17 protein-coding genes are annotated in these 15,388 nt (G+C 70.3%); 7 read left to right on the top strand and 10 right to left on the bottom strand.

What is annotated here, in order from left to right; genetic code table 11:
- Positions 1 to 69 precede the first annotated feature (69 nt).
- On the bottom strand, positions 70 to 1,071 hold the full coding sequence (locus OG395_RS25390) for a WD40 repeat domain-containing protein (protein ID WP_327244987.1): 1,002 nt from the start codon (positions 1,069 to 1,071) through the stop codon (positions 70 to 72).
- Between OG395_RS25390 and OG395_RS25395 the strand changes: the two genes are divergently transcribed.
- Positions 1,070 to 1,825 carry a GDSL-type esterase/lipase family protein gene (locus OG395_RS25395; RefSeq protein WP_327244988.1) on the top strand — a complete coding sequence of 252 codons (756 nt, stop codon included), beginning with the start codon at positions 1,070 to 1,072 and terminating at the stop codon, positions 1,823 to 1,825. The two genes, OG395_RS25390 and OG395_RS25395, sit on opposite strands and share 2 nt — an antisense overlap.
- 21 nt (positions 1,826 to 1,846) lie before the next feature.
- Here the strand turns inward: OG395_RS25395 and OG395_RS25400 are convergent, their stop codons facing one another.
- The 3 genes from OG395_RS25400 to OG395_RS58440 all read right to left on the bottom strand — a co-directional run bounded on the left by OG395_RS25400 (position 1,847) and on the right by OG395_RS58440 (position 3,530).
- Positions 1,847 to 2,464 carry a helix-turn-helix domain-containing protein gene (locus tag OG395_RS25400; RefSeq protein ID WP_327244989.1) on the bottom strand — a complete coding sequence of 206 codons (618 nt, stop codon included), beginning with the start codon at positions 2,462 to 2,464 and terminating at the stop codon, positions 1,847 to 1,849.
- A 36-nt stretch (positions 2,465 to 2,500) separates the two neighbouring features.
- Positions 2,501 to 3,106 carry a TetR/AcrR family transcriptional regulator gene (locus OG395_RS25405; protein ID WP_327244990.1) on the bottom strand — a complete coding sequence of 202 codons (606 nt, stop codon included), beginning with the start codon at positions 3,104 to 3,106 and terminating at the stop codon, positions 2,501 to 2,503.
- Positions 3,107 to 3,248: 142 nt separating this feature from the next.
- Positions 3,249 to 3,530: a hypothetical protein gene (locus OG395_RS58440; RefSeq protein WP_442818599.1), complete on the bottom strand. Its 282-nt coding sequence runs from the start codon at positions 3,528 to 3,530 to the stop codon at positions 3,249 to 3,251.
- Between the two features lie 265 nt (positions 3,531 to 3,795).
- On the opposite strand from OG395_RS58440, the gene OG395_RS25415 reads away from it, so the two are divergent.
- On the top strand, positions 3,796 to 3,993 hold the full coding sequence (locus tag OG395_RS25415) for a type II toxin-antitoxin system RelE family toxin (protein WP_442818600.1): 198 nt from the start codon (positions 3,796 to 3,798) through the stop codon (positions 3,991 to 3,993).
- On the opposite strand, the gene OG395_RS25420 is transcribed toward OG395_RS25415, so the two are convergent.
- On the bottom strand, positions 3,978 to 4,445 hold the full coding sequence (locus OG395_RS25420) for a hypothetical protein (RefSeq protein ID WP_327244991.1): 468 nt from the start codon (positions 4,443 to 4,445) through the stop codon (positions 3,978 to 3,980). The two genes, OG395_RS25415 and OG395_RS25420, sit on opposite strands and share 16 nt — an antisense overlap.
- 81 nt (positions 4,446 to 4,526) lie before the next feature.
- Between OG395_RS25420 and OG395_RS25425 the strand changes: the two genes are divergently transcribed.
- The 5 genes from OG395_RS25425 to OG395_RS25445 all read left to right on the top strand — a co-directional run bounded on the left by OG395_RS25425 (position 4,527) and on the right by OG395_RS25445 (position 8,538).
- On the top strand, positions 4,527 to 5,339 hold the full coding sequence (locus OG395_RS25425) for a helix-turn-helix domain-containing protein (protein WP_442818601.1): 813 nt from the start codon (positions 4,527 to 4,529) through the stop codon (positions 5,337 to 5,339).
- Positions 5,336 to 5,524, top strand: coding sequence for a DUF397 domain-containing protein (locus tag OG395_RS25430; RefSeq protein ID WP_327244992.1), 189 nt, complete (start codon positions 5,336 to 5,338; stop codon positions 5,522 to 5,524). Before OG395_RS25425 ends, OG395_RS25430 begins: the two co-directional genes overlap by 4 nt.
- Positions 5,525 to 5,531: 7 nt before the next feature.
- On the top strand, positions 5,532 to 6,122 hold the full coding sequence (locus OG395_RS25435; protein ID WP_327244993.1) for a hypothetical protein: 591 nt from the start codon (positions 5,532 to 5,534) through the stop codon (positions 6,120 to 6,122).
- 74 nt (positions 6,123 to 6,196) lie between these two features.
- Entirely contained in the window at positions 6,197 to 7,477 is a 1,281-nt protein-coding gene (locus OG395_RS25440; protein WP_327244994.1) for an ATP-binding protein, read from the top strand.
- Positions 7,474 to 8,538, top strand: coding sequence for a tetratricopeptide repeat protein (locus tag OG395_RS25445; protein ID WP_327244995.1), 1,065 nt, complete (start codon positions 7,474 to 7,476; stop codon positions 8,536 to 8,538). Before OG395_RS25440 ends, OG395_RS25445 begins: the two co-directional genes overlap by 4 nt.
- Before the next feature lie 36 nt (positions 8,539 to 8,574).
- Here the strand turns inward: OG395_RS25445 and OG395_RS25450 are convergent, their stop codons facing one another.
- From OG395_RS25450 to OG395_RS25470, 5 genes are all read right to left on the bottom strand, one after another.
- On the bottom strand, positions 8,575 to 9,438 hold the full coding sequence (locus tag OG395_RS25450) for an ABC transporter permease (protein WP_327244996.1): 864 nt from the start codon (positions 9,436 to 9,438) through the stop codon (positions 8,575 to 8,577).
- Complete coding sequence (locus tag OG395_RS25455) at positions 9,398 to 10,246, bottom strand: ABC transporter ATP-binding protein (RefSeq protein WP_327244997.1); 849 nt, start codon at positions 10,244 to 10,246, stop codon at positions 9,398 to 9,400. The genes OG395_RS25450 and OG395_RS25455 overlap by 41 nt, the downstream gene beginning before the upstream one ends.
- Positions 10,243 to 10,698, bottom strand: a complete 456-nt coding sequence (locus OG395_RS25460) for a MarR family winged helix-turn-helix transcriptional regulator (protein ID WP_327244998.1) — start codon at positions 10,696 to 10,698, stop codon at positions 10,243 to 10,245. Before OG395_RS25460 ends, OG395_RS25455 begins: the two co-directional genes overlap by 4 nt.
- A 105-nt stretch (positions 10,699 to 10,803) precedes the next feature.
- Positions 10,804 to 11,352 (bottom strand): isochorismatase family protein, encoded by a 549-nt coding sequence (locus OG395_RS25465; protein ID WP_327244999.1) that lies wholly within the window; start codon positions 11,350 to 11,352, stop codon positions 10,804 to 10,806.
- A 143-nt stretch (positions 11,353 to 11,495) separates the two neighbouring features.
- Positions 11,496 to 15,191 carry a S8 family peptidase gene (locus OG395_RS25470; RefSeq protein ID WP_327245000.1) on the bottom strand — a complete coding sequence of 1,232 codons (3,696 nt, stop codon included), beginning with the start codon at positions 15,189 to 15,191 and terminating at the stop codon, positions 11,496 to 11,498.
- Positions 15,192 to 15,388 lie beyond the last annotated feature (197 nt).

The following is a 15,388-nucleotide window of genomic DNA, read 5'->3' on the forward strand; positions in this document are numbered from 1 at the left end:
CCTACGTGCGGCGCGTCACCGGATGGCTCCGGCCCCGGGACGTGCGCCGATGGGGCCGGGCGCGAACGGTCAGCCGCGCTTGCGGCGCCGGTTCATGAAGACGAGTGCGCCCACGGCGGCGAGCACCACCGCTCCCACCAGTGTGCTGCCCTTCATCTCGCTGCCGCCCCCGCCTGCCCCACCGGCGGCCGACGCACCACCGTCCTTCGACGGCGACTTGGAGTCGCCGCCGCTCCCGTCCGCGCCTGCGATGTCCACCCGTACCACCTCGCTCCGCGCACCCTCCGAGCCGAACATCAGCGCCGAGCCGTCCGCCGTGTACGTCACCGACTCGGACTGTCCCTGCAACGGCGCATGGACCGGGTGGTCGGCGCCGAGCCGCCCGTCCTTGAACGCGTAGCCACGGGCGCTGAAGTAGGACCGCAGCACCAGTTCCTGCCCGTCCGGCGAGAACGCCCCGTCCGTCACCCACGGCACCTCACCGACCCGCCGGAACACATTGGTCCGTCCGGTGGAGAGCTCGGCGGGCCCTTCGTACAGTCCGCCGCCGTCCTCGTTCTTCGAGGCGATGTAGACCCGGCCGGTCTTCGGATGGACCATCAGCGCCTCGGCGTTGCGCGCCCCGTCCGCGTACTTCACGTCGAACTGGGTCGCCCGGACCGTCGCGTCCTTCAGCACCTTCGGCTCCGGGAACCGGTAGATCCAGACGTGGTCCCAGCTGCCGTTCAGGTTGTCGCCGATGTCGCCGACGTACAGGTTGCCGTCGGGTCCGAGCGAGATCGCCTCCACGTCGCGCGGCGCGCCGACCCCGCGCATGGTGATCGTCGCGACGGTCTTCCCGGTCCGGGAGTCGACGGCGTAGACGTACGGCCCGTCCTCGCTGTCGTTGTGCGTCCAGTAGATGCCCGGGTGGGCGCGGCTCGCGGCGAGGCCGCTGGACTCGGTGATCCGGGGGTCCTCGATCGTGAAGCTGCGGTCGGCGGACCCGTCGTCGGCCGTGGCCGGGGCGGCTGCCGCCCCGGCGAGGACGAGCAGCGCGGCGGCACCGGTGACTGTCAGATACGAACGCATGGACCAAGTGTCCATCGTCACGTCGCAGCTCCGCGCGTTGATCCGCCATGATGACGCCATGCGTTTTCTGTTCGTCGGCGATTCCATGACCATCGGCCGCGCCGGCGACTTCACCTGGCGCTACCGCATGTGGCAGCACCTCGAAGCGGTTTTCGACGGTCCGTACGAGATCGTCGGTCCCCGGACCGAGCTGTACGACACCGCGACGAACACCCCGGTCTCGTACGCGTACGGCGCCCCGGATTTCCCCGCCCCGGCCCGCCGCCATCTGGCGGGCTGGGGAGAGGGATGGCTGCACATGGCCCCGGTGATCGCGGACACGGTCAGCGCGACGCGTGCCGACGTGCTGCTCGTCTCGCTCGGCCTGATAGATCTCGGCTTCTACACGGACAGCGGGCAGACCGCCGAGAACGCCCGCGCGTTCGTCGCGGCCGCCCGCACGGCGAACCCGCACATCAAGGCCGTGCTCCTGCCGGTCATCCCGAACGTACGGGCCGAGTCGGATGCCCCGTTCGCCGCGGAGTGCGACCGCTTCAACGAGCTCCTCGCAAAGGCGGTCGCCGACCTCGACGAGCCGATGTCACCGATCCTGCTGGCGTCGCGCCCGGCCGGGTACGACATCCACACGGACACGTACGACGGCACGCACCCTGGTCCCACGGGCGAGCAGAAGCTGGCCGCGACGTTCGCCGACGCGATGCACCAGGCGTGGGGTGTGGGCGGGCCGTACGCGGGCGGCCGCGCGGATACGTGACGCCCGGCCGCCCCGGTGCCCTCACTTCTTGGTGGGCCGGGCCCGCACATGCATCCGTTCGCCCTGCGGCCCGAACAGGCTGAGAATCTCGACCGGTTCCGGCCCCGCGCTGGACCAGGCATGGGGCGTACGCGTGTCGAACTCGGCGACCTCCCCGGTGGTCAGTACGACATCGTGGTCGCCCAGCACCAGCCGCAGCCGCCCCGCCAGCACGTACAGCCACTCGTAGCCCTCGTGCACCCGCTGCTCCAGGGGCCCGGTCGCGTCTCGCCGGCCGGGCAGCACCATCTTGTACGCCTGGAGGCCACCGAGGTGGCGGGTCAGCGGCATGAACTTTCTGCCGCCGCGGGTGAAGGGGCGCAGATGGACGCGGGGGTCGCCGGTGGCGGGGGCACCGACGAGTTCATCGAGCGGGACCCCGTACGCCTTGGCCAGCGGCAGCAACAGTTCCAGGGTGGGTTTGCGGCCGCCCGACTCCAGGCGGGAGAGGGTACTGACCGAGATCCCAGTCGTTTCGCCCAACTGGGCGAGGGTCGTGCCGCGCTCCCGGCGCAGGGCCCTCAGGCGCGACCCGACCCCGGTCAGGACGGCGGCGAACTCATCGCCGGCATCCGCATCCGCCTTCGCTCCGTCTCCCATCTCCCCATTATTCGCCGTACGGGTGAGTGGGGGCGGTCAGGGCGAGCCGAGCATGGTCAGGGAGAGCCGCGTGAGCTCTTCGGTCAGCCAGTCGGGCGTGACCTGGCGGGGGCGGCGGGCGTGGTGGGCGAGGAGTTCCTCGACCGAGTGCGTCATCACCGTGACCGCGACGCGCTGGTCGCCGTCACCCACCTCACCCCGCTCGGCGGCACGCTCGGCCTCACAGGTCAGGAACTCGGACCACATCGTCCGCCACATCGCGAGATGGTCATCGACGGTGCGGCTCACGCCCAGCGTCTCGACGAACGCCACCCGCGCTCCCCGCGGATCAGCGGTGACCCCGCCCACATAGGCGGCGAAAAGGCGACGGAACCGTTCCTCCGTCGCGCACTCCTCCATGTCGTCGGAGAGCATCGCCTCCTCGGACGCGCGCAGTCCGCTGGTCGCCACCTCGTCGTACAGCGCGATCAACAGCGCCTCCCGCGAGGTGAACTGCTGATGGAACGCGCGAATCGGCACGCGCGCCTCGGCGCAGAGCTGCTCGACGGTCGTGTGCGCGTAGCCGTATGCGGCGAACAGGTCCCGTCCGGCCCGCAGGAGCCGGCCACGCCACTGCGCCCGGTCCTCGGCGGACTCGGTCATCCCTGTTCCGCGGCTCACCACGGCATTCACCACAAGTCCTCCTTTGTCGGCCCGGAGTCGCTGTCATTGTCCTCGCTCCGCCCCGACGGCGGCGGATCCGCCACACCCACGGCAGCGGCGCGTCGCCGGACGACGACGTCAGTCAGGTCGTCTCCGTCGGGCTCGCCGCGAGGGCGGCGACGCGGTCCCGCCACGGGGTATGGGCAGGCTGCTCCGCGTACGCGGCGGCCCAGTACGCCCGGGCACCCTCCCCGCGACACGGACCGCAGTGCGTCTCGTCCCCCACGGGCCGGAACACGTGATCGTCACCGGGCCCCTCGCAGACCACCAGCTCGGCCACACGCGGCGCGGGCCGGGCCTCGACGGTGGGTGGCGGTACCGCCTCCGGGAGCTTCTGTACGAGTCGGTGTCGCAGGAACCCCACTGCGGATCGCACCCCGCTCTCGGGCAGCCCACTGGTCAGTCAGCGCCCGCCGCAGATCGGCAGCCGTGACTCCGCGCCGCAACCACTCGGACGCGGCCTCCGCGAGACCCCGCGCCTCCCGCGCCCCCAGATGCAGCTCCCGGTGCGCATGCCGCGACGAGAGCAACACCCGCTCGCCCTCGGCCACTTCCGGCGCGGGCTCCGCTTCGGTGGGTGGGTGGGATGAGTTCTTCCCCCAGTTCTTCCTCTAGCCCTGCGCATCCTCATGCGCCTCGCCGAACTCCTAAAGGCGTTGGACACCGGTGATGTTGCAGCCTTCGACATCAAAGCTCTCCAAGGGCATCACGCCCGTTGGCGTCTGCGGGTCGGCGATTATCGGGCCGTGTACACGGTCGAGGACGGTCAGCTGATCCTGTGGGTGCTGACCGTAGGCAACCGCCACGACGTCTACCGCGGCCTGTAGTCGACCGAGCGCCCGTCCGTCTCGTCCGTCTCGTCCGTCTCGTCCGCCAGGACTCCCACCGTCAGCTCGTGCAGCAAAGCCCCATCCACGAACGGCGCCTCGGCTACCGGCAGCGAACACCAATCCAGCGGCCAGGTCAGCCCGTGCACCGCGGGCACCCCGACGAACGCCGCTGTCCGTCCGTCTCGGCTCATCGCCTCCGCACCGGCCGGCCAGTGGTAGGCGGTCACGGTTTGCGGCGGCAACAGAAAATACGTGCTCCGCGCCCCGATCCGCGAGCGCACGATGGGGCCCGCCCGGAAGTCGGTGAACTGCATGATCTCGTACGCGACTTGCTCGCCCCGCAGGCCACCGATCCGTACGGCGTCGAAGTGGATGCCCGCATACCGAAGGGCGTGCCCGCTCGCAGGCACCCACGAGGGCACCGGGTCCAGTGAACTTTTCCGTTCCATACGGAAAGCGTCGCGTCCCACACGTACCGTGACCAGGGACACAAGGCGTCTGTGCACTGTTGTGCACTCGGGAGGTGAGTTGTGCACTCCGGTGGCCAAGGGGGCGGCAACGCCCAGATGTTCGGGACGCTATTGCGCTTCTTCCGGGAGCGGGCGGAGCTGTCACAGGAGGCCCTGGGGCTGAAGATCGGCTTCTCGAAGTCGCAGGTGGCGATGGTGGAGCGGGGGCAGCGGCCGCCGAAGGGGGATTTCATCGCGCGGACGGACGAGACGCTGGGTGCACAGGGTGCACTGCTGGCCGCAGGGGCGGAGTTGCGCCCCAGCCATTTGGCCTCGTGGTTCGAAGAGTTCGCCTCGGTGGAGACCGGAGCCTCTGCACGGCACGAATACGAGACACATGCAGTGCCCGGTCTGCTTCAGACCGAGGAGCACGCCCGCGCGGTGTTCACCAACCACCACCCGTCTCTCGACGACGAAGAGATCGAGGGACGGGTCGTGGCCCGATTGGAACGACAGAAGCTCCTTACCCGCAGACCGGCGGCGGACATCGGCTTCGTACTGGAGCTGCATCCGCTCACGCGGCCCATCGGAGGCCGCCAGGTACGAAAAAGGCAGCTCCGCCACATCCTTGATGTCGCTCAGTTGCGGAACGTACAGATTCAGGTCATGGCCCCGGACCGGACGGCCCACGCCGGGCTCAATGGCCCGTTCGTCCTGCTGGAGACAGCTGAACGGAACCGCCTCGCCTACGTCGAAGGACAGAGCGGAAGCTTCTTCGTGAGTCAACAGCCTGACCTGGGCAATCTGTTCGGCAAATATGGCATTCTGCGGGCGCAGGCGCTCAGCCCGGACGCGTCCATGAAACTGATCGAAGAGGTGGCAGAGGAAGAATGAGCACGGACCTCAACTGGCTCAAGAGCAGCTACAGCGGCGACCAGGGCGGCAACTGCATCGAGGTCGCCACCTGCCCCCACACCGTCCACGTCCGCGACTCCAAGGACCTCACCGTCCCTGCCCTCACCCTCTCCCCCGCTGCCTGGACCGCCTTCCTCGGGTACGCCGGCGAGGGCGACGCCTGACCGGCTGATGGGCAACTCCCGGGCGTATCCCGTCTACCGCAGCAGCGACCCGCTCGACGCGTACGCACAGGCGCAGCGGCTGTGCGCTCTCCTCGACTCGCGGGACACCGATGCGCATGTGAGCGCGGAACTGCGGACGGTGGCGGACGTGCAGCGCATGCTGAAGCTGTTGCCGGATGTGTCCTACGACCCGGACCGGGCGCTCACGGACCCGGTCACCGGCGACTACCTCTTCTTCACGGGGCGGACGCTGCCCGTGGATCCCGCCGAGCTGGAACCCTTGCTGCCGTTGTTGCTGATTGATGAGGTCGTGAGCGGAGGCGTCGAGGCGTCATTCGTGCGTGCTCTGGGCAAGGGACCGGCGACGGTCGGCTGGACGGGCCGGTGGCCGGACGACCCCGGGCTCGGGTCCCTGGGAAACCGGAAGTACGACGGTGTCCAGGCCGTGTTCAACAGCGACGACAGCGACTGGGAGCGGTGGGCCGACACCCACACCGTCTTCGTGCACGTGACGAAGTTCGGCGACCTCGACCGGGCTCAGTGGCTGGCCGCGCAGATCGGCGGCGAAGTGCTGGGCGAGGCCCTGTTGGGCTGGTGAGCGTGCGCGTCGCCGTGGCCGAGAGGCGACAGCCCTGTAGGCCGCCTCTCGCACCGGCTCCGTAGGGTGTCGGCATGTCCAACGAGTCCCCGCTGATCCAGAGTCTGCGTACCGCTGTTGCCGCGGCGCCCTCCGACGTGCCTCTTCGGCTGCATCTCGCCGAGTTGTTGCTCGGCGAGGGGCTGAGCGACGCCGCCGTCGCCGAGGCTGCCGTCGCGCTTCAGCATGCGCCGAGCGACTCCGCCGCGCGGGCGCTCATGGTCCGGGCCATGGGCATGCCCGCACCCGCCCCGGAGGCACCCGCGGCGCCCACCGCGCCCACCGCACCTGAGGCACCCGCGGCACCGACCGGGTTCGACTGGCGTGCAGCCGAGGACGAGCTCGGGGGCGCCGTGCCGCCCCGCTTCGTCACCTCCCAGACTCCCGAGACCCCGGTCCCGGTGGACGGTCAGGGCACCCCGGGCGACGCCACCACCTGGGAGGTCGACACCCCGGGTTCCGTGACGCTCGCCGACGTCGGCGGCATGCACGAGATCAAGGAGCGCCTCGAAGCCGCGTTCCTCGCTCCCATGCGCAACCCCGAGCTCGGCCGGCTGTACGGAAAGAGCCTGCGCGGCGGGCTGTTGATGTACGGGCCGCCCGGCTGCGGAAAGACGTTCATCGCGCGGGCCGTCGCGGGAGAGCTCGGAGCGAGCTTCATGTCCGTGTCGATCAATGACGTGCTCGACATGTGGATGGGCAACTCCGAGCGCAACATGCACGAGGTCTTCGAGACCGCCCGCCGTCAGGCGCCGTGCGTGCTGTTCCTCGACGAGGTGGACGCGCTGGGCGCCAAGCGGAGCCGTATGCACCACGGCGGGATGCGCAACACCGTCAACCAGCTGCTCACCGAGCTCGACGGCGTCGACGGGGCCAACGAGGGCGTGTTCGTGCTCGCCGCGACCAACGTCCCCTGGGACGTGGACATCGCACTGCGGCGTCCCGGCCGGCTCGACCGCACCCTGCTCGTCCTGCCGCCGGACGCGCCGGCGCGCGAGGCGATCCTCCGCTACCACCTGCGTGACCGGCCGATCGAATCCGTCGACCTGGGCAAGCTGGTCAAGGTCACCGAGGACCTGTCCGGCGCCGATCTGGCGCACCTCTGCGAGTCGGCGTCCGAGCGGGCGCTGCTCGACTCGACCCGTACCGGCACGGTCCGGATGATCAATATGAAGGACCTGCTGGCCGCGGCGAAAGAAGTCCGGCCGTCCACCGACCCCTGGTTCGCCTCGGCGCGCAATGTGGCGATGTTCGCCAACGAGGGCGGGATGTACGACGAGTTGCTCGCCTATCTGAAGAGGAAGCGCAAGCTGTGAGCTCCACGGGACAGGACCTGACCGAGCAGGCGTCCGCGCTGCTCTCGCTCGACCGTGTCGACGAAGCGAAGGCGCTGCTGGCGCAGCGGCTGGCCCAGGACCCCGAGGACGTCCACGCGTGGGCGAAGCTGGCCCGCTGCCATCTGCGGGTCAAGGAGTACGACAAGGTCATCGAGGCGACCGGGGCGGCGCTGGCGATCGACCCGGAGCACGTCGACGCGCTGATCGTACGGACCTACGGGATGCGCCGGACGGGGCGCCCCGACGAGTCCCTCGCGGCGGCGCAGGAGGCGGTGCGGCTGGCCCCGCACATGTGGCAGTCGTACGTCGCGCTCTCCGAGGCGCTCGGTGCCTGGCAGCCGCGCTGGCCCGAGGTGCTGCAGGCGGCGCAGGAAGCGGTCCGGCTGGGCCCGGAGGAGACCGGGGCGTACTACGCGCTGTGGAAGGCCGGCCTGCTCAACGGCCGGAGCGACCTCGTCGAGCTGGGTGTGCGCGAGACCCTGCGGATCGACCCCACCGATGCGTGGGCGCTGCGCGAGCACGCGGACCGGCAGGCCGCAAAGCCCGGGGTGAAACCGAAGCAGCGCGCCGAGGTGTACGCGTCGGCGCTGGCCGCCGACCCGGGCTCGGCGGGGCTGCGGCTGGGACTGGACCGGGCGGTGTTCCAGATGCTGCGCGGCACCCGATGGCTCGCCGTGCTGAGCCTGCTGATGGCGGGCGCGGCGATCAACCTCTTCCCGTCCGACGGGGACGCTCCCGACCTGCCGCTGCCGCTCGGCAGGCGGCTCTACGTGCTGGCGTTGATCGGGGTGGTCTGGGCGTTCGGCGCGTGGCGGCGCTACCGGAAGCTGCGTGCGGGGGTGCAGCTGAGCGTGCGGTCGCTGGTGCGGCGGATGTTCTGGGCGCGGCTGGTGCTCGTGCAGGCGGTGCTGGGGACGCTCTGCGCGGTGGCGATCGCGGCCGTGCCGTGGACGGACCGGGGCGTTCCGCAGGTGATCTTCTGGGTGGGACTCGCTCCGACGCTGCTGACGATCTGGTTCGACCGGCCGCGCACGCGGTAGCGGCCATTCCGAGAACGTGACCAAGGTACGACGTGCTCAGCGGGCAAGGCGGGGAAGCAGGGAACCCGCGGCGACGATGCCGACCAGTGCGGCGAGGACGAGGACCGCCAGGTCGAGGCCGAGGTGAGCCGGCGTGCCGATGAGCAGTCCGCGCAGGGCGTCGACCTGGTAGCTCAGCGGGTTCACCTTGCTGATCGCCTGGAGCCAGCCGGGCATCAGCGCGACCGGGTAGAGCGCGTTGGAGGCGAAGAACAGCGGCATGGTGATGGCCTGGCCGATGCCCATCAGCCGGTCACGGGTGAGGACGATCCCGGCGATCGACATCGACAGGCAGGAGAAGAACACGGAAGCGAGGACGACCACGACGACCACACCCAGCAGCCGCAGCGGGTTCCAGGTCATGCCGACGCCGAGCGCCGCGGCGATCACGATGACGACCGCCGCCTGGATCACGGCTTTCACCCCGGCGGCGAAGGCCTTGCCGGTCACCAGGGCGGTCCGCGGCGTCGGCGTGACCATGAGTTTGGTGAGAACGCCGGAGTCCCGCTCCCAGATGATCATGATGCCGTAGAAGATCGCGATGAACATGGCGGACTGGGCGATGATCCCGGGCGCCAGGAAGTCGAGATATGGAACGCCGCCGGTGGGGATGGCGTGGATACGGGAGAACGTCTGGCCGAAGATCAGCAGCCAGAGCGCGGGCTGGACGGCGCGGGTGTAGATCTCGGTGCGGTCGTGGCGCAGCTTCTGCAGTTCGACGGCGCACATCGCCGCGACCCGCGCGGGGACGACGCGCCAGCCCGTGCGGGCGGGCGGCGGTTCCAGGAGGAGGGCGAAGCGGCGGTCCGGCGAGCCGGGTTCAGCCGCGGCGGGATGCGGTGAGACGGGTACGGCGGACATCGTTGAAGGCTCCCTTCTCTCCCGGAGAACCGGGGTCGTCCAGGCCGCTTCCGGAGTGGTACCGGAAGACGTCCTCCAGGGTCGGCGGCGGCAGAGCCGCATCGCCGGACTGCTCGCGGTGCGCGATCAGTTCGCTCTTGAGCTCGGCGGGCGTGCCGAGCGCGCGGAGTCTGCCGAGGTGCATCAGGGCGAGCCGGTCGCAGCGCTGGTCGGCCTCTTCCATGGAGTGGGTGGTGACCAGCACGGTCATCCCGGTGCCGACACGGATCTCGGTGATGCGGTCCCAGACGCTGTCGCGCGCGATCGGGTCCAGGCCGATGGTCGGCTCGTCCAGGATCATCAGGCGGGGTGCGCTGACCAGTGCCTGCGCGAGTTCGAGGCGGCGCACCATGCCACCGGAGTACGTGGCGGCGAGCCGGTGCGCCTCGGGCCCGAGCCCGACCGCGTCCAGCGCCTGCCCGACGCGGGCGGCACGGTGGCGGCGGGGGACGTCGAAGACACGAGCGAAGAGGGCGACGTTCTCCCGGCCGGTGAGGGCGGCGTCGGCCGACAGCTGCTGCGGTACGTAACCGAGCAGGCGCCGTACGGCCATCTTCTGCCGGGCCGCGTCGTGGCCGAACACGTAGATGACGCCGGGGGGTACGGGCAGCAGTGTGGTGATCGCGCGCAGGGTGGTGGTCTTGCCCGCGCCGTTGGGCCCGAGGAGTCCGAAGACCTCGCCGGGGTGGACGAGCAGGTCCAGGCCGTCGACGGCTTTCGAGGTGCCGAAGGAGTAGGTCAGACCGGTACAGCTGAGGGCGGGAGTCATGGGGTCTCCTCTCCTTCGCGCAGTGACTCGGCGAGTCTGCGCAGTGACGGAAGCGCGGCGGTCAGCGCGGCCCGGTCGGCGGCGTCGAGTTTCGCAACGTGTTCGCGGAAGAGCGCGTCGCGCCGGGCCCGCCAGTCGCGCAGCCGGCCGACTCCCGCCGCGGTCGGGTGGAGGAGCGCGGCACGCCCGTCGCCGGGGTCCGGCTCCCGCCGCAACAGGCCTTCCGCGACGAGGTGGTTGACCAGGGTGGAGACGGAGTTGGGAGCGAGGCAAAGTTCTCGCGCGGCCGCCGAGACCCGGATTCCTGGCCGGGCGGCAACCAGCCGCAGCAGTTCCGCGTGCGCTCCGCGCAGCCGGGGCGTGGGCAGACCGCTCCACAGTCTCCGCCGGGCGAGCCGCTGGATGCGGGGCAGAAGTCCGGCGAGTTCACCGGGGAGATCACTCGCCACCACATGCCCATTTTACCTCTGTTTGCGAGGTATTACGTGGCAGGAATTCCGCGAAGGGAGCCACCTGGAGCGGCGTGTCGACGAGCCGGGGCGCGGCCGCGCCACCCGCTACGGAAGGACCGCGAAGTCCACTTCGGACGCGGGCAGCACGCGGATGCTCCGCCCGGGGAAGTCGATGTGCCGGAAGATCTCGTTGTGGTGCGCGATCGACCGGTCCGGAGCGGCGTACTCGCCGACGTCGGGCCGGACGGACGTGGTGTGCCCGTCGGCCACCAGCACCAGGTCGTACCGGTGGCTCAGCGCCTGCCGCGCCGTGGTGTCCACGCAGATCTCGGTCGCGAACCCGGTGACGACCACCTCGGTGACTCCCAGCGCCGTGAGGGTCTTGTCGAGACCGGTGTCCAGGAAACTGTCCGCGCTGGTCTTGTGGACGACCTCCTCGTCGGCGGCGGGTGCGAGTTCGGGCACGATCCGCCAGCCCTCGGTGCCGGCCTCCAGCCCTTCGCCCCGATGCTGAATCGTCACGATCGGTACGCCGGCGGCTTTGGCGCGTTCGCGGAGCCCGGCGATCGTGGCGACGGTCTCGGCGGGCCGGTGCGCGATCGCCACCAGGGTGTTCTGCATGTCGATGACGAGGAGCGCGGAGGCGTGTGGCATGGACCCACGCTAGCGGTCCGTGTCCGGGCAGCGAGGTGATCCCGAAGAAGGAGGCCGAGCGGGGCGGCCCCGGCGCGCGGCCGCCGCGGCCCGGAGTTCGGGTCGCGGCGGCCGGTGGCCGAAGGGGTTTTCCGGCCGGCTCCCTACTTCAGGGCGTAGGCCCGGTGGATGGTCTGGACGGTGCGGTTGCCCGCGGCGTCCCACACCTCGGCCCGCAGGGTCACGTATCCGTTGGTGTCCGACACCTTCGGGTGATGTACCGACGCCTGGAAGGAGTTGTCGTCCTCGCGCTTGATCTTGGTGTTCTCCCAGGTGGCGCCGTCGTCGTACGAGACGGAGACCTTGGCGCCCGCCATCGCGGTGGACCCGGACCAGCCCTTGGGCCGGCCCGCGTTCACGGTGAAGGTGTACGGGCTGTTCGCCGGTGCCTGGTTGAGAATGTCCAGGGGGACGTCGTAACCGAGCATGACGACCGGCAGGGACTCGCAGAACGTGGGCTTGGGCAAGTACTTCTCGCAGTCCTTGACGGCCATGGTGGTCGGCGCCGCCGAGGCGAAGTTCCACTCCGTGCGGACCTTGCCACCCAGCGTGACGCCCGGGTAGTCCTTGGGCCGTGCGACCTCCTGGACGAACCGGTACTGGGCCTTCTGCGGAACCATCAGCTTGGACGTGTCGGTGATCTGTTCACCGTCGCGGTAGAACGTCCAGGTGTTGGTGGGCCCGGTCGCCACCGAGTGGGTCGGGTCGCTGTCGCCGGCGACGGTCCCCGTGGTCCGGGTCCAGACGTCGCTGCGGCAGAAGGCGCAGATCGACGGGTCTTCCATCGGCGGGTGCATCGGCGCGGCGAGCCAGTTCTCCCGGTAGGTCTTGCCGGCAGTCGCGTACGTGGTCCGGGGTCCCGTCATGTACGAGTTGTACGCGGTGCTGGGGTACACCATCCGCTGGTACGTGAGGCTGGAGCCCGCCAGCTGGTAGTCGTCCCTGGCGGCGCCCATGTTGAGGGGCTGGGCGGCACGGAACGAGGTCGGCTGGCCCGGGACCCAGCTGTGCAGGGTTTCGGCGCCCTGGTGACGTACGCCGTCGGCGTGGTAAGCGCTGCGGACCTTGACGAAGTCGGCGGCGTCCATGGTCCTGGTCAGGTCGGCCGGGATGCCGCTCGTGCCGAACGGCATGGAGTAGGCGTAGCCGGACTCGAGAACACCCTTGAGGGCGACGGAGACGTTGCCCTTGCCGAGCAGGGTGCGCAGCTTCTCGCCGTTGTCGTGGCTCGCGATGGCGACCGGGACGGTCTGGTCGGCGGCGAGCGAACCGTTGAACAACGGCCCCTGCTTCGCCGACGCCGCGATCACCGCGGTGGCTCCGGCCGCCGCGGCGCGGCGTACCTCGTCGTCCATCTTGCGCGGGTCGGCCACGGTGATGAGCGCGGCCCGGCCCTTGAGGTCGGCGGCGGCGATGTCCTCGGCGGATCCGCTGCCCGCGTCGGCCAGCCGCAGGTCCTTCGTGCCCTCGAAGCGCTGGGCGAACCCGGGTGTCACCACGGGGACGGAGAGGCGCTCGGGGCTGGTGACGGTGAGCTGCGTCAGCGGCTCGCGCTCGCTGAGGGCGTTGAACAGATGCAGATCACCGGTGGTGGGCTGCTCGGTGGGCACGGCGCCGATCTTCGAGTCGGAACCGTTGATGAGACCGGCTTCGCCGAGGGTGTTGTTGTGACCGCCGGCTCCGTCGCTGCGGCTGACGAGTGTCATCCACGAGGCGTTCTCCAGCGGGCGCTTCTCACCGGTGACCTTCACGGTGAAGTCGGTCGCCTTGGTGCCGTCGACACTGCGGGTCACGTCCTGGTCCGTGACGTCGATGCTGGGGATGGAGAAGCCGTCGATCGCGTAGGTGCGGGTCGGGTCGCCGGGGGCTTCCGTGTAGATGAGGCCCTCGACGGAGTACGCGCCGACGGGCAGCGTGACGGTCGTGGAGCCCTGGCCGACCAGGGAGATGTTCTTGAAGGTGGAGTTGTTCATGCCGTGGAGGGCCAGGCCGACCCGTCCGGGGGTCTTGCCGAACCGGTCGGTGAACTTGACCGTGACATCGTGCTGCTCGACCGCCATCACGAAACCGACCGGGGTGTGCACCGACTCGCCGTCGGCGCCGGTCGCGGTGATGTAGCCGCTGAACTGGCCGGCCTTCAGCCCGTTCGGGTCGATGGTGACGGTCACCTCACTGCTGCCGCCGGCCGGGACGGTGACCTTGCCACCGGTCACGTCGGGGCCCGACAGGGTCAGCGCGCCGTCGGGCAGCGCGGTCCCGTCGGCGCCCTTGACCGAAGCGGCCAGGTCCAGCGTGGCCGCGGCCGAGGTGGAGTTGTGGAAGGTGACGGTGCGGGTCTCCTTCCCGTACGTCCCCTTCTGCCACTCGACCAGACCGAAGTCGCCCGTACCCGACAGGTCCAGCGCGGGGTCCAGGGCGGCGGGGATGTCCACGCGGCCGTAACCCTGCTGGTAGGGGGTGTAGTTGTCCGACTTCTTGGAGTGGGCGGTGAGCGCCTCCTTGATGCGCTCACCGGACCAGTCGGGGTGGCGCTGGGCCAGGATCGCCGCGGCGCCCGCGACGTGCGGGGTCGCCATGGACGTGCCGCTGGCCGACGTGTAGTTGGCGTCGACCGGGGTGCCCATGGTCGTACCTGCGGCACGGGCGGCGACGATGTTCACACCGGGGGCGGTGATCTCCGGCTTGATCTTCATGTCGCCGAGGCGCGGGCCGCGGGAGGAGAAGTCGGCCAGGGCGTCGGACTTGTCGACGGCGCCTACGGTGAGCGCGGCGTCGGCGATGCCCGGGGTGCCGAGTGTCGACGCGCCGTTCCTGCCGTCGTTGCCTGCCGCGATGACGAACAGAGTGCCGGAGGAAGCGCTGAGCGAGTCCACGGCGTTGGTGAGCACATCCCCACCCGGGTTGGTGGCCCGGGCTCCGAGGCTCATGCTGACGACGTCGGCGCCCTGGGCGACCGCCCAGTTCATGCCCTCCAGGATCCCCGACACCGGGCCACTGCCCGCGTTGGCGAGCACCTTGCCGATGAGGAGATCGGCGCCGGGAGCGACGCCCTTGTACCTGCCTCCGGAGTTGGCGCCGCTGCCCGCGATGGTGGAGGCGACGTGCGTACCGTGACCGTGGCCGTCCTGGACCGCCTGGCCGGGGACGAAGCTCTGGCTGGCGGTGATACGGGACTTGATGTCGGCGTCGTTCAGGTCGGCGCCGGTGTCCAGCACGGCGACCTTCACACCCTTGCCGTCGAAGCCCTTCGCCCACGCCTCGGGGGCGCCGATCTGGGGCACGCTCTGGTCCAGGGTGACCTTGGCCCGGCCGTCGTACCAGAGCTTGGTCACTCCGGCGGCGCCGGGAACCATGGCGCCCGATCCGCTCCTGCCCTTGCCGGCCGTCGGCTTGACGGAGCGCCAGAACCTCTTGGCCGCACTCTTGTCGACGTGCACCGCCGCCAGGCCGAGGCGGGGCATGGTGTGTTCGTCCTCGGTGCCGGGCAGAGCCTCGGCCTGCCGCCGGAGACCCGCGGCGGACTCCTTGCCACGGAAGTCGACGATGGCCGGCACGGCGCCGGTCTTCGCGTCGCCGTAGCCGTCCTTCAACGCCTGGGTGACGTTGAAGAGTTCGCGATCCACAATCTGGGCGGACACGGCGTCCAGCGCGTCCTCGGGGATGACGTAGAGGTCCCCGTCCTGTCCGCTGGAGATCTGGAAGTGCTTCGACGTATCCGTCGCGGCAACGACGTCAACGGCCTGCTTGCCGTCGGCTCCGGTCGTCACGGCGACCTTGTCACCGGTGATCAGAGTCAACATCGACGGGGCCGGCTGCTTCGGCGCGGGCAGTATTCCCGCGCCCGCTGGGGACGGACCGGACGGGGGTGGCGCCGCGCTGGCCGCACCAGGCAGACCGGTCAGGGACAGGACTACGGCAATGGCCGCCCCTGTGACGGCGGTTCGCCGTATTCGTTCGGACGAGATGTGCATCAATTCCCTCTCGCGGGCGGGGCCGG

Origin of the sequence: Streptomyces sp. NBC_01320 (assembly GCF_035974375.1) — a bacterium.
GTDB classification, from domain to species: Bacteria; Actinomycetota; Actinomycetes; order Streptomycetales; family Streptomycetaceae; genus Streptomyces; species Streptomyces yanii.

Excerpts from the sequence above, each read along its gene's own strand:
- OG395_RS25395 (WP_327244988.1), top strand. The coding sequence starts at position 1,070 with ATGGACCAAGTGTCCATCGTCACGTCGCAGCTCCGCGCGTTGATCCGC.
- OG395_RS25390 (WP_327244987.1), bottom strand. The coding sequence starts at position 1,071 with ATGCGTTCGTATCTGACAGTCACCGGTGCCGCCGCGCTGCTCGTCCTC.
- OG395_RS25400 (WP_327244989.1), bottom strand. The coding sequence starts at position 2,464 with ATGGGAGACGGAGCGAAGGCGGATGCGGATGCCGGCGATGAGTTCGCC.
- OG395_RS25405 (WP_327244990.1), bottom strand. The coding sequence starts at position 3,106 with ATGACCGAGTCCGCCGAGGACCGGGCGCAGTGGCGTGGCCGGCTCCTG.
- OG395_RS25415 (WP_442818600.1), top strand. The coding sequence starts at position 3,796 with ATGCGCCTCGCCGAACTCCTAAAGGCGTTGGACACCGGTGATGTTGCA.
- OG395_RS25420 (WP_327244991.1), bottom strand. The coding sequence starts at position 4,445 with ATGGAACGGAAAAGTTCACTGGACCCGGTGCCCTCGTGGGTGCCTGCG.
- OG395_RS25430 (WP_327244992.1), top strand. The coding sequence starts at position 5,336 with ATGAGCACGGACCTCAACTGGCTCAAGAGCAGCTACAGCGGCGACCAG.
- OG395_RS25435 (WP_327244993.1), top strand. The coding sequence starts at position 5,532 with ATGGGCAACTCCCGGGCGTATCCCGTCTACCGCAGCAGCGACCCGCTC.
- OG395_RS25440 (WP_327244994.1), top strand. The coding sequence starts at position 6,197 with ATGTCCAACGAGTCCCCGCTGATCCAGAGTCTGCGTACCGCTGTTGCC.
- OG395_RS25450 (WP_327244996.1), bottom strand. The coding sequence starts at position 9,438 with ATGTCCGCCGTACCCGTCTCACCGCATCCCGCCGCGGCTGAACCCGGC.
- OG395_RS25455 (WP_327244997.1), bottom strand. The coding sequence starts at position 10,246 with ATGACTCCCGCCCTCAGCTGTACCGGTCTGACCTACTCCTTCGGCACC.
- OG395_RS25465 (WP_327244999.1), bottom strand. The coding sequence starts at position 11,352 with ATGCCACACGCCTCCGCGCTCCTCGTCATCGACATGCAGAACACCCTG.
- OG395_RS25470 (WP_327245000.1), bottom strand. The coding sequence starts at position 15,191 with ATGTTGACTCTGATCACCGGTGACAAGGTCGCCGTGACGACCGGAGCC.